Annotated in this window: 10 protein-coding genes and 2 pseudogenes; 8 read left to right on the top strand and 4 right to left on the bottom strand. The window is 72.0% G+C overall.

Translation table 11 applies throughout. The features are described 5' to 3' along the window. Window positions 1–315 (bottom strand): annotated as a pseudogene (locus tag ABEB07_RS30800) (hypothetical protein); the annotation flags it as partial. 127 nt (window positions 316–442) lie between these two features. Here ABEB07_RS30800 and ABEB07_RS30795 point away from each other — a divergent pair. The 3 genes from ABEB07_RS30795 (at window position 443) to ABEB07_RS30785 (ending at window position 2,855) form a co-directional block, all read left to right on the top strand. Next, a complete protein-coding gene (locus ABEB07_RS30795; protein WP_164587793.1) occupies window positions 443–1,654 on the top strand; it encodes a pyridoxal phosphate-dependent aminotransferase in 1,212 nt (403 codons plus the stop codon). Between the two features lie 135 nt (window positions 1,655–1,789). Beyond that, a complete protein-coding gene (locus tag ABEB07_RS30790) occupies window positions 1,790–2,227 on the top strand; it encodes an SCO4983 family protein (protein WP_345671347.1) in 438 nt (145 codons plus the stop codon). Between the two features lie 121 nt (window positions 2,228–2,348). After that, window positions 2,349–2,855: a GNAT family N-acetyltransferase gene (locus tag ABEB07_RS30785; protein ID WP_345671346.1), complete on the top strand. Its 507-nt coding sequence runs from the start codon at window positions 2,349–2,351 to the stop codon at window positions 2,853–2,855. Between the two features lie 84 nt (window positions 2,856–2,939). Here the strand turns inward: ABEB07_RS30785 and ABEB07_RS30780 are convergent, their stop codons facing one another. Both ABEB07_RS30780 and ABEB07_RS30775 read right to left on the bottom strand, forming a co-directional pair. After that, a complete protein-coding gene (locus tag ABEB07_RS30780; RefSeq protein WP_176150295.1) occupies window positions 2,940–3,116 on the bottom strand; it encodes a hypothetical protein in 177 nt (58 codons plus the stop codon). A 271-nt stretch (window positions 3,117–3,387) separates the two neighbouring features. Beyond that, a complete protein-coding gene (locus ABEB07_RS30775; RefSeq protein WP_345671345.1) occupies window positions 3,388–5,220 on the bottom strand; it encodes a phosphoenolpyruvate carboxykinase (GTP) in 1,833 nt (610 codons plus the stop codon). Between the two features lie 298 nt (window positions 5,221–5,518). Here ABEB07_RS30775 and trhA point away from each other — a divergent pair, with 298 nt between their 5' ends. The 3 genes from trhA to ABEB07_RS30760 all read left to right on the top strand — a co-directional run bounded on the left by trhA (window position 5,519) and on the right by ABEB07_RS30760 (window position 7,936). Next, window positions 5,519–6,232: a PAQR family membrane homeostasis protein TrhA gene (trhA, locus tag ABEB07_RS30770; protein WP_164586581.1), complete on the top strand. Its 714-nt coding sequence runs from the start codon at window positions 5,519–5,521 to the stop codon at window positions 6,230–6,232. A gap of 142 nt (window positions 6,233–6,374) precedes the next feature. After that, entirely contained in the window at window positions 6,375–7,016 is a 642-nt protein-coding gene (locus tag ABEB07_RS30765) for a TetR/AcrR family transcriptional regulator (RefSeq protein WP_345671343.1), read from the top strand. A 188-nt stretch (window positions 7,017–7,204) separates the two neighbouring features. Further along, window positions 7,205–7,936 (top strand): Mut7-C RNAse domain-containing protein, encoded by a 732-nt coding sequence (locus ABEB07_RS30760; protein WP_345671342.1) that lies wholly within the window; start codon window positions 7,205–7,207, stop codon window positions 7,934–7,936. A gap of 25 nt (window positions 7,937–7,961) precedes the next feature. Here ABEB07_RS30760 and ABEB07_RS30755 read toward each other — a convergent pair whose 3' ends face one another. Further along, window positions 7,962–9,992, bottom strand: a complete 2,031-nt coding sequence (locus ABEB07_RS30755; RefSeq protein WP_345671341.1) for a thioredoxin domain-containing protein — start codon at window positions 9,990–9,992, stop codon at window positions 7,962–7,964. 173 nt (window positions 9,993–10,165) lie between these two features. Here ABEB07_RS30755 and ABEB07_RS30750 point away from each other — a divergent pair, with 173 nt between their 5' ends. Further along, complete coding sequence (locus ABEB07_RS30750) at window positions 10,166–10,732, top strand: Uma2 family endonuclease (RefSeq protein ID WP_345671340.1); 567 nt, start codon at window positions 10,166–10,168, stop codon at window positions 10,730–10,732. 57 nt (window positions 10,733–10,789) lie between these two features. Beyond that, window positions 10,790–10,933, top strand: a pseudogene (locus ABEB07_RS30745) (IS1380 family transposase); the annotation flags it as partial. Window positions 10,934–11,415 lie beyond the last annotated feature (482 nt).

Below are 11,415 nucleotides of genomic sequence, written 5' to 3'. Positions count from 1 at the left end.
CCGCCGGCCCGCGCGCCGCGCCCCCCGGCCCGCTCCCGCCCCTGCGTCCGCGCCGGACCTGGTGTCCGCGCCCTCCCCCGCATCCGCTCCCCCGGCGCCCGTTCCCCCCGCTCCCCGGGCCGCGAGGACGTCGGCCGTCAGCGCGGGCAGCTCGCGCGTCCGGACGTACGCGTTCTGCCAGCCGTGGGCCGCGGCCGGGTCGGCGTACCCCTCGTACGCCGGGGCCGCGGGCGCCTGCGGGTGGTACACGTTCGGCGGGCCCTGGGGCGCATCACCCGTACGGGGGACGGCGGGAAGGCCGGAAGACATGGACATGGCCGGAAAGCATAGGTACCGGGGCGACCGGCGGCACCGGCGCGGGCCGTCAATCCGACGCCCCGCGATGTCCCACGTGGCGGAAAACACGGGCCGCCGGGCGATACCCGGCCGTAAGCTCCCAGACATGCAGGTGATCCAGTCGACCAAGCTCGCCAACGTCTGTTACGAGATCCGGGGCCCGGTGCTCGAGGAGGCGATGCGGCTGGAGGCGGCCGGCCACCGCATCCTCAAGCTGAACACCGGCAACCCGGCCGCGTTCGGCTTCGAGTGCCCACCGGAGATCCTGGAGGACATCCTCCGCAACGTCTCCACGGCACACGGTTACGGCGACGCCAAGGGCCTGCTGGCCGCGCGCCGCGCGGTCGTCATGCACAACCAGACCCTCGGCATCGAGACCGACGTCGAGCACGTCTTCATCGGCAACGGCGTCTCCGAGCTGATCGTGATGGCGATGCAGGGGCTGCTGGACGACGGCGACGAGGTGCTGGTGCCCGCGCCGGACTACCCGCTGTGGACCGCCGCCGTCTCCCTGTCCGGCGGCACCGCCGTGCACTACCGCTGCGACGAGCAGTCCGACTGGATGCCGGACCTCGCCGACGTGGAGCGCAAGGTCACCGACCGCACCAAGGCGATCGTCGTCATCAACCCCAACAACCCGACCGGCGCGGTCTACGACCCGGCCGTGCTCAAGGGGCTGACCGACATCGCCCGCCGGCACAACCTGCTGGTCTGCTCCGACGAGATCTACGACAAGATCCTCTACGACGGCGCCACGCACACCCCGACGGCCTCGGTCGCACCCGACCTGCTGACCCTCACCTTCAACGGCATGTCCAAGGCGTACCGGGTGGCCGGCTACCGGGTCGGCTGGATGTCGATCTCCGGCCCGCGCGCCCACGCCGACTCCTACATCGAGGGCCTGACCATCCTGGCGAACATGCGCCTGTGCGCGAACATGCCGGGACAGCACGGCGTGGTCGCCGCGCTCAGCGGCCGGCAGACCATCAACGACCTGGTCCTGCCCGGCGGCCGGCTCAAGGAGCAGATGGAGGTCGCCCACGAGCTGCTCACACGGATCCCGGGCGTGACCTGCGTACGGCCCAAGGGGGCGCTGTACCTGTTCCCCCGGCTCGATCCCAAGGTCTTCAAGATCAAGGACGACCGGCGGATGGTCCTGGACCTGCTGCGCCGCGAGAAGATCATGGTCGTCCAGGGCACCGGCTTCAACTGGCCCGAGCCCGACCACTTCCGGGTCGTCACCCTGCCCTCGGTCGGCGACCTGCGCGACGCGGTGGGCCGCATCGGCCACTTCCTGGACGGCTACGGCCAGCCCTGACGCCCGGCGGCACCCCGGCCGGAGCACGCCGCGCGCTCACCCTCGGTGTGCGCGCGGACCGTTTCCGCGAACGGACTCAACTTTAGACGAGATCTAATGTAGGATGACTTCTGTCAGAGCACAGGAGGCCATCCCATGTACGAACCGATCCGCGCCAAGTCGGTCCACACGATGGCCGGCACCGCCGCCGACTTCCCCCACCGCTCGCGCGAGGAGGAGTTGGACATCCAGCTCGCCGGTCATCTCGCGGCGCTGCTCGCCGTCACCGACGAGCTGCGCGCGCTGACCGAGCCCTCGACCGACCTGGACACGGCGGCCGAACGGCTCGCCGTGCAGGTGGCCCGGCTGCGCGGCGGGCGCGCCCCGCTGCGGGCGGCCGCGTCCGCCGGCCGTACGGCCGCCCAGGCGCCGGCCCTGCACCAGCGGGCGCACACGCTCGCCGGGCGCGCCCTCGTCGTGGCCGCGTCCCGCGCCGACACCAAGGCGGCGATCCTGGCCGCCGAACGGATGGACGCGCACGCGCCCGCCGCCGCCCAGGAGGACCCGCTCAGGCCGGTCGGCGCCGCGCATTAGGGCCTCTCGCCCCCCTCGACGGCCCCGGTCCGCGCGCACCCGCAGCGACGCGCGGACCGGGTGCCCTACACTGCGCGGGCCCGTGTCCCCGAGGCGAGAGAACCGAGGCGAGACAGAAGCTGTGACCGCCCCCACCGCCACCGTCCGGGCCGCCCTGCGCGCCGACCTCGCCGAGGTCGCGGACATCTACGGGCACTACGCCCTGCACAGCGTCGCCACCTTCGACGAGGCGCCGCGGCCGCTCGCGGAGTGGGAGCTGAAGTTCGACGAGATCGCCGGGCGGGGGCTGCCGTTCCTGGTCGCCGAGGAGGCGGGCCGGATCGTGGGCTTCGCCTACGCGGCGCCGTGGCGGCCGAAGCCGGCGTACCGCGACACCGTCGAGGACACCGTCTACCTCGCCCCGGACTCGACCGGCCGCGGCCTCGGCGCCGCCCTGCTCGACGCGCTGCTGACCGCGTGCGGCGCGGCCGGGGTGCGGCAGGTCGTCGCGGTGATCACCGACCCCGGCAGCGAGGCGTCGGCGGCGCTGCACCGCCGGCTCGGCTTCACCGACGCCGGCCGGCTGACCGCGGTCGGCCGCAAACACGGCCGCCTGCTCGACACGGTGCTGCTCCAGCTGGCGCTGTGAGAGGTCGCGCCGTGGAGCGGCCGCGGCGAGCACCGTAACCGGTCGCCGCGCGGGCGACGCGAGGGCTGCCGCGGGGACGGGTGCTCAGCCGAAGATCACCACGATGATCACGAACACCACCAGGATCGCCAGGACCACGCCCCAGACGGGCCAGTTGCCGCGCCCGTGCGGCTCGTCGGGGCCGCCGCCGCGCGGACGGTCCTCGGCCAGACCCGGATCGTCCGGACGGTCGTGCTTGTAGAAGTCGCCGTCTCCAGCCATGCCCTCATCACGCTCCTTCACCGGGAGGCGACCCGAGTACCCCGGAGCGCGGGCCGCCATACGGAGCGGTGGGCCGGGCGGGTGACCGGGGCACGACGGCCGGGCTCCGCGGCCCCGCGGCCCCGCCCGGATCGCACGGGAGAGGCCGGGCGCGCACGCCGTTGTGCGCGCCCGGCCTCCCTCCTCCGTGCCGCGGCCGGCCGGAGCGACGTCGCAGGTCAGGGCAAGTCGCGGCCGGCCGCGGAACTCGTGCGGCCGAGGGCGGGCCGCCTCAGCCGAGCCGCTCGACCAGCGCGCGGTACTGGTCCCACAGCTCCGAGGGGGTGTGGTCGCCGAAGGTGTTCAGGTGCTCGGGGACCAGGGCGGCCTCCTCGCGCCAGACGTCCTTGTCGACCGTGAGCAGGAACTCCAGGTCGGACTCGGACAGGTCCAGGCCGTCGGTGTCCAGGGCGGCGCGGGTCGGCAGGACGCCGATGGGGGTCTCGACGCCCTCGGCCCTGCCGTCCAGCCGCTCGACGATCCACTTCAGCACCCGGCTGTTCTCGCCGAAGCCCGGCCAGACGAACGCGCCCTCGTCGTTCTTGCGGAACCAGTTGACGTAGTAGATCTTGGGCAGCTTGGACTGGTCCTTGTCCTTGGCGACGTCGATCCAGTGGCCCATGTAGTCGCCCATGTTGTAGCCGCAGAACGGCAGCATGGCGAACGGGTCGCGGCGCAGCTCGCCGACCTTGCCCTCGGCGGCGGCGGTCTTCTCGGAGGCGACGTTCGCGCCGAGGAAGACGCCGTGGTTCCAGTCGAAGGACTCGGTCACCAGCGGTACGGCGCTGGCGCGGCGGCCGCCGAACAGGATCGCCGAGATCGGCACGCCCCGGGGGTCCTCCCACTCCGGCGCGATGATCGGGCACTGCGCGGCCGGGGTGGTGAAGCGGGCGTTGGGGTGGGCGGCCGGGGTGCCCGACTCGGGCGTCCAGTCGTTGCCCTTCCAGTCGGTCAGATGGGCCGGGGTCTCCTGCGTCATGCCCTCCCACCACACGTCGCCGTCGTCGGTGAGGGCGACGTTGGTGAAGACCGAGTTGCCCCACAGGGTCTTCATCGCGTTGGCGTTGGTGTGCTCGCCGGTGCCGGGCGCGACGCCGAAGAAGCCGGCCTCGGGGTTGATCGCGTACAGCCGGCCGTCCTCGCCGAACCGCATCCACGCGATGTCGTCGCCGACCGTCTCGACGGACCAGCCGGAGACGGTGGGCTCCAGCATCGCGAGGTTGGTCTTGCCGCAGGCGCTCGGGAAGGCGGCCGCGACGTACTTGGCCTCGCCGGTGGGTGGGGTGAGCTTGAGGATCAGCATGTGCTCGGCCAGCCAGCCCTCGTCGCGCGCCATGACGGAGGCGATGCGCAGGGCGTAGCACTTCTTGCCGAGCAGCGCGTTGCCGCCGTAGCCGGAGCCGTAGGACCAGATCTCGCGGTCCTCGGGGAAGTGCGAGATGTACTTGGTGGAGTTGCACGGCCAGGGGACGTCCGCCTGGCCGTCGGCCAGCGGGGCGCCGAGGGTGTGCACGGCCTTGACGAAGAAGCCGTCCTCACCGAGTTCGTCGAGGACCGGCTGTCCCATGCGGGTCATGGTGCGCATGGACACGGCGACGTAGGCGGAGTCGGTGATCTCGACGCCGATCGCGGACAGCGGGGAGCCCAGCGGGCCCATGCAGAACGGGACGACGTACATCGTCCGGCCCTTCATCGAGCCGCGGAAGACACCGCCCTCGCCGTTCTCGCCCCGGAAGATCTCCCGCATCTCGGCGGGGGCCTTCCAGTGGTTGGTGGGGCCGGCGTCCTCCTCCTTCTCGGAGCAGATGAAGGTGCGGTCCTCGACGCGGGCGACGTCGGAGGGGTCGGAGGCCGCGTAGTAGGAGTGGGGGCGCTTGATCGGGTCGAGCTTGCGGAAGGTGCCCTTCTGGACGAGCTCCTCGCACAGTCGCTCGTACTCGGCCTCGGATCCGTCGCACCAGACCACGTCGTCCGGCTGCGTGAGTTCCGCGATCTCGTTGACCCACGAGACCAGGTCCTTGTGGTGGGTGGGAACGACGGGGGGAGCCGCGATGTCGCGCGCCACGATTGCTCCTAAATGAGGGATTTTTGTCTTGTCGCCCCGTGGGGGCCGCGACCCGGATGCTTCGTAGCCGCTCATCCGGTGCCGACCGCACTCATTTGATCATCCGACGCCCGCGCCCATCTGTCCAGAGGGCCGCACAGGTGAGCAGCGTGAGGAATCCCACGGTTTTCCGGCCTTTTTTGCGTCCGCGTTGGGTTCACCTGAAGGACTTTTTGCGTTTCCTCCCGTCGGCGAGATCACAGGCCATCGGAACCAGCCGCTCACCCCTCGCTTACGGGGTCGCCGGTACCATGCGGCCATGACTGCGTCCGCCTCCGACGCGCCCCTGGACCCGCCGGCCCGTGGCCGCGGTCCGGCCGCGCTGTCGCTGCCGCACCCGATCAAGCCGAAGCTGCGCGGCTGGCTGCACCTCGGCATGTTCCCGGCCGTCCTCATAGCGGGACTGGTGCTCACCGCACTCGCCGACTCCACCCGCGGGCGCATCGCCTGCGGGATCTACGTCCTGAGCGCCTGCCTCCTGTTCGGCGTCAGCGCCCTCTACCACCGGGGGAACTGGGGCCCCCGGATGAGCGGGGTGCTGCGCCGTCTCGACCACGCGAACATCTTCCTGATCATCGCCGGCACCTACACGCCGCTGTCGCTGCTGCTCCTGCCCGGCGCCACCGGCCAGTGGCTGCTGTGGGGCATCTGGGCCGCCGCGCTGGCCGGCATCGCCTTCCGCGTCTTCTGGGTCGGCGCGCCACGCTGGCTCTACACCCCCTGCTACCTCGCCATGGGCTGGGCCGCCGTCTTCTACCTGCCCGACTTCATGCGCAGCGGCGGCATCGCGGTGATGGTCCTGGTGATCGTCGGCGGCCTGCTCTACAGTGCGGGCGGCGTCGTCTACGGCATCAAGCGGCCCAACCCCTCACCGCGCTGGTTCGGCTTCCACGAGGTCTTCCACTCCTTCACGCTGGCCGCGTTCGTCGTCCACTACGTGGGGATCTCCCTGGTCGCCTACCAGCACGCGTGAGCGCCCGCCCCGCACCGGTCTCCCCCTCGGCCACGGCTCCCCGAGCCGTGGCCGAGGCCGCTGCGGCTGCAGCTGCGGCCGGCTGCGGCTGCCGGTGCCGACGGCGGTGCCGATGCCGATGCCGATGCCGGACAATGACCGCATGACGGCCGCACGCACCGCGTCCCGCGCCGACGGCCTCCCGCCGGGCCTGCGCGAACGGAAGAAGATCAAGACCCGTGCGGCGATCCGCGCCGCGACGTACGCGCTGGTCGAGGAGCGGGGCTACGACGCCACGACGATCGAGCAGATAGCCGAGCGGGCCGAGGTGTCGCCGTCGACCGTCTCGCGGTACTTCCCCACCAAGGAGGACATCGTCCTCACCGACGAGTCCGACCCGGTCCTGCTGGAGGAGCTGCGCTCCTGCCCCGCCGGCGAACCGTGGCCGCAGTCCGTCCGCCGGGTGCTGCGCCGGGCCGTCGGCGCGAGCGTGGCCGACGACCCGGCGGCGGTCCGGCTGCGCACCCGCCTGATGGTCGAGGTGCCCGCGGTGCGCTCGCGGATGATGGAGAGCATGTCGGTCACCGGGCGCCTGCTGTGCACGGCCATCGCCGAACGCACCGGCCGCGACGCCCAGGACCTGGAGGTGCGCGTCTGCGCCATGTCCCTGGTCGGCGCGCTGATGGAGACCACCCTGTACTGGGCCGAGAACGACCACCGCGGCGACCTCGCCGACCTGGTCGACCGCACCCTCACCGTCCTCGAACACGGCCTGCCCACGACGGACACCGCGACGAACACCTGAGACGCCCGCCGCCGCCCGCGGAAGGCGTCCGCGGCTCCCGCGGAAGACGGCCGGGCGGCTCCCGCGGAAGACGGCCGCGGCTCCCACCGAAGACGACCGCGCCGCCCGCGGCCCCCGCCGGAAAGCCCCCGCCGGCCACCCTGGAAATGAGCTGCGGCGCACGCGGGCGGCCGTGCCATCCTGGCCGGGTGAACGGTCCAGAGATCCACGTCGAGTTCGCCCCCGGCCTCGGCCTGTTCGTCCCGCACACCCGCCGCCGCGGCGCCACCCCGGTGGCCACCGACGGCGCCTCCACCCTCGGGCACGTCGTGGAGTCCCTCGGCGTGCCGCTGACCGAGGTCGGCGCGCTGGTCGTGGACGGCAGCCCGATGCCCGTCTCGCACGTCCCGCGCGCGACCGAGACCGTCGAGGTGCGCGCCGTCGAACGCCCCCAGCGGGTGCCCGGCGCCCCGCTGCGCTTCCTGCTCGACGTGCACCTGGGCACCCTCGCCCGCCGGCTGCGCCTGCTCGGCGTCGACGCGGCGTACGAGTCGACCGACATCGGCGACCCCGCTCTCGCCGCCCGCTCGGCGGCCGAGCGGCGGGTGCTGCTCAGCCGCGACCGGGGCCTGCTGCGCCGCCGCGAACTGTGGGCGGGCGCCTACGTCTACAGCACCCGCCCCGACGAGCAGCTGACCGACGTCCTGGACCGCTTCCGCCCCGAACTGCGCCCCTGGACCCGCTGCACCACCTGCAACGGACTGCTGCGGCAGGCCACCAAGGACGAGGTGGCCGACCAGCTCGCCCACGGCACCCAGCGCACCTACGACGTCTTCGCCCAGTGCCGCGACTGCGGCCGCGCCTACTGGAAGGGCGCCCACCACGACCAGCTGGAGGCGATCGTGGAACGGGCCCTGACCATGCGCGCGCAGGGGAGTTGAGGCCCCGCGGAGTCCGGGCGGCCCCTCACCCGCCGAGCGCGGCCCGCAGCCGCTCCGGGTCGGTGGTGGGGGCGTCGCAGGTGAAGTCGCGGCAGACGTAGGCGGTGGGGGCGCCGTCGACCAGGGGGCGGCCGGCCAGGAGCGGGAACTCCTCGCCGCCCTCGGTGCCGTAGGCGACGACGGCGCCGGGCGCCGTGCCCAGCAGCGCCGTGCGGTGCAGGGCCCTGGCCGCCTCGTCGGCGAGCGACGGCGCCACCACGGCGACCTCGCGCGGCCCGTCGAGGGCGGCCTCCGCGACGGCCAGTCCCCAGCCGATGAACCGCGGCGCGCGCGGCCCGAGCGCCTTGACCACGCCCAACGCCCGCTCGGCGGCGGTGCGGTGGACCTCGGACCCGGTGTGGGCCGCGTAGCCGAGCAGCGCGCCGGCCGCCGCCGACCAGCCGGACGGCGTGGCGTTGTCGGTGGGGTCCTGGGGGCGGCGGATCAGCTTCTCCGCGTCGGCGGCCGTGTCGTACAGCGCGCCGGACTCCGGATCGGTGAAGCGGGCCAGGACGTGGCCGAGGAGCAGCCCGGCGAAGTCGAGCCAGACGCCCTCGCCGGTGACCGAGGCGAGCGCGAGGAAGCCCTCGGTGACGTCGGCGTAGTCCTCCAGCACACCGGCGTTCGCGCCGGCCTGTCCGTCCCTGCTGGTGCGCGCGAGCGCCGCGTGCTCGTCCAGGTGCAGCCGTACCAGCAGATCGGCGGCGCCGACGGCGGCCTCGACCAGGTCCGGGCGGTCGAAGTAGGCGCCGGTCTCGGCGAGGGCGGCGACGGCCAGGCCGTTCCAGGCGGCGACGACCTTGTCGTCCCGGCCGGGAGCGGGCCGTCCGGCCCGCCGCTCCAGCAGCCGGCGCCGTACGGACTCGATCTTCTCGGCGTCGAACACACCTTCCTGCTGCGGAAGCTGGAGCACGGAGGCGCCGTGCTCGAAGGTGCCGTCCTCGGTCACGCCGAAGTACTGGGCGGCCAGCTCCGCGTCCTGCTCACCGAGGGCGTCGCGCAACTGCTCCGGCGTCCACACGTAGTACGCGCCCTCGACGTGCCGTCCCGAGCCGTCGTCGCTGTCCGCGTCCAGCGCGGAGGCGAACCCGCCCTCTTCGGTGCGCAGTTCGCGGACCATGAAGTCGGCGGTCTCCAGGGCGACGCGGCGGGCGAGCGCGGAGCCGGTGGCGCGCCACAGGTGGGCGTAGACGCGGCACAGCAGCGCGTTGTCGTAGAGCATCTTCTCGAAGTGCGGCACCACCCAGTCGCGGTCGACGGAGTATCGGGCGAAGCCGCCGCCGAGCTGGTCGTAGATGCCACCGCGGGCCATCCGCTCGCAGGTGTCCCGGGCCATCTGCAGGGCGCCCTCGGAACCGGTGCGGGCCTGGTGGCGCAGCAGGAACTCCAGCGCCATGGACGGCGGGAACTTCGGCGCCCCGCCGAATCCGCCGCGCTGCTGGTCGTACTCGCGGGTCAGCCCGAGCAGCGCCTGCGCCATCTCGTCCTCGCCGGGCGGCCGCGCGCCGCCGTAGCCGATCTCACGCTGCGCGAGGTCCCGCACGATCTTCCCGGCGACGTCGGTGACCTCCGCCCGCCGGGTCTGCCACGCCTGCCGGACGCCCTCCAGCACCTGCCGGAAGGACGGCATGCCGTGCCGGGGCGCGGGCGGGAAGTACGTGCCGAAGTAGAACGGCTCGGTGTCCGGCGTGAGGAACACCGTCATCGGCCACCCACCCTGCCCGGTGGCCGCCTGCACCGCCTCCATGTAGACAGCGTCCACATCGGGCCGCTCCTCACGGTCCACCTTGACACTGACGAAGTGCTCGTTGAGGAAGTCGGCGGTGACCTGATCCTCGAAGGACTCGTGCGCCATGACGTGGCACCAGTGGCACGCCGAGTACCCGACCGACAGCAGAACGGGCACATCGCGCCGTTTCGCTTCCTCGAACGCCTCGGGCGACCAGGGCCACCAGTCGACCGGATTGTCAGCATGCTGAAGCAAATAAGGCGAGGTCACACCAGCCAGCCGGTTCATGTGGTTCAGCCTCTCACAGCACCTGGCGTGACCGAAGAAACCCTCGCGCTCCCCGCTCGGCCGAATTGCACTTGTGAGCGGCGTTCATCCGAGTCGGGCAGCCCGGCACCTCGGAACAGTAGGCTTGGCGCAGCACCGCCGGACCTGCCGAGGCCTCTCGAAGGGGGCACACCATGACCGCCGAGATGGTGGCGCCCGCGTGGATGCATTCGCAGATCAGCGCGGAGCAGTACGACTCCTGGTCCGAGGAGCAGTGCGCCGGCATCGAGGTCGTGGACGGGATGGTCGTCGTGAGCCCGAGCGCCTCCAAGCGCCACCACCGGCTGGCCCGCATCCTGGCCAACGCCCTGGACACAGCCGCGGGCCCGGACTGGAACGCGGACACGGACTTCGACGTCCGCCTGCAGGACGTTCCCCTCACCAACCGCCGTCCGGACGTCATCGTCTACCAGGCGGAAACCATCGACCTCACGCCTACCCGCCCGGAGCACGTCCTCCTGGTCGTCGAGGTGGTACCCCCCGGCTCGGAGACGACGGACCGGATCGTGAAGGTCGACCAGTACGCCAAGGCCGGCATCCCCTTCTACTGGCGCATCGAACAGGCCGCCACCGGTGTCCCGATCGTCTACACCTACGTCCTCGACCCCGCCACCACGGCGTACAGGGACGGCGAAATTTTCACCGGCACGATCAAGACTGTTGCACCGTTCCCCGTCACTGTCGACCTGGGAGCCGTCTGACGGCGCCCGAACACTGGATCATCGCACCGCCTGCAGCCAGCGACCTGAGCCCTGTGTCTGCGATTCCGCCTGTTCTCCGCAGCCGCTCAGCTCTTCACCACCGGCCTGCGCAAGATTCTTAGTTTCACTCAGCACTGGCCCTGGACCGGTGAGATCACCGCTGCCCTCGAACGGCTCACGCTTCTGCCCGCCCCTGGCTGACCAGCATCTCCCGCCGTCCCGACGACAGCACCACCCGATCCCGGCCCGTGGAACCCGGCGCCCACCCGACGCGACAACCGGGCCACCGGCTTGTCCACCACCAGCTCCGAAAAAAGGGCTCACCGACCGACTCCGTCGGCGGACCCTCACGAAAGGTCGAGGCTAGTGCCCACAGCCCTCACAGCTATTCGAATGGAAACTGCGTCCGAGCTTTCACGTCGGCCGGTCGTTCATCTGATCATGAAGGCCGATCCTGCCGTTTGGCGGACCAGGGATAGCTTGAGCCACTTCAGCCACTTCAGGGAAAACAGCGGTCGTGAATTCATCAGCTTCCGGCCGATACGAGGCCCCGTTATGTTTTCCGCGGTTCCGCAATGGGGCCGCTGGCCTCCGGGCCCGGCATGACTGTTGCCCCCTGTCGAACGGATGACCTGGGGGGTGGTGTCACCGGGCCCGGGAGGTGCCGTCGGAGACGCTGATGA

Origin of the sequence: Streptomyces similanensis (assembly GCF_039543625.1) — a bacterium.
Lineage (GTDB): Bacteria > Actinomycetota > Actinomycetes > Streptomycetales > Streptomycetaceae > Streptomyces > Streptomyces similanensis.
Note: the sequence above shows the minus strand (reverse complement) of the source record. Positions and strands in the feature narration are given on the sequence as shown.

Bases quoted from the DNA above. Each gene is read 5' to 3' on its own strand.
- ABEB07_RS30755 (WP_345671341.1), bottom strand. From the start codon at position 9,992: ATGAACCGGCTGGCTGGTGTGACCTCGCCTTATTTGCTTCAGCATGCT.
- ABEB07_RS30750 (WP_345671340.1), top strand. From the start codon at position 10,166: ATGACCGCCGAGATGGTGGCGCCCGCGTGGATGCATTCGCAGATCAGC.
- ABEB07_RS30780 (WP_176150295.1), bottom strand. From the start codon at position 3,116: ATGGCTGGAGACGGCGACTTCTACAAGCACGACCGTCCGGACGATCCG.
- ABEB07_RS30790 (WP_345671347.1), top strand. From the start codon at position 1,790: ATGTACGAACCGATCCGCGCCAAGTCGGTCCACACGATGGCCGGCACC.
- ABEB07_RS30765 (WP_345671343.1), top strand. From the start codon at position 6,375: ATGACGGCCGCACGCACCGCGTCCCGCGCCGACGGCCTCCCGCCGGGC.
- trhA (WP_164586581.1), top strand. From the start codon at position 5,519: ATGACTGCGTCCGCCTCCGACGCGCCCCTGGACCCGCCGGCCCGTGGC.
- ABEB07_RS30795 (WP_164587793.1), top strand. From the start codon at position 443: ATGCAGGTGATCCAGTCGACCAAGCTCGCCAACGTCTGTTACGAGATC.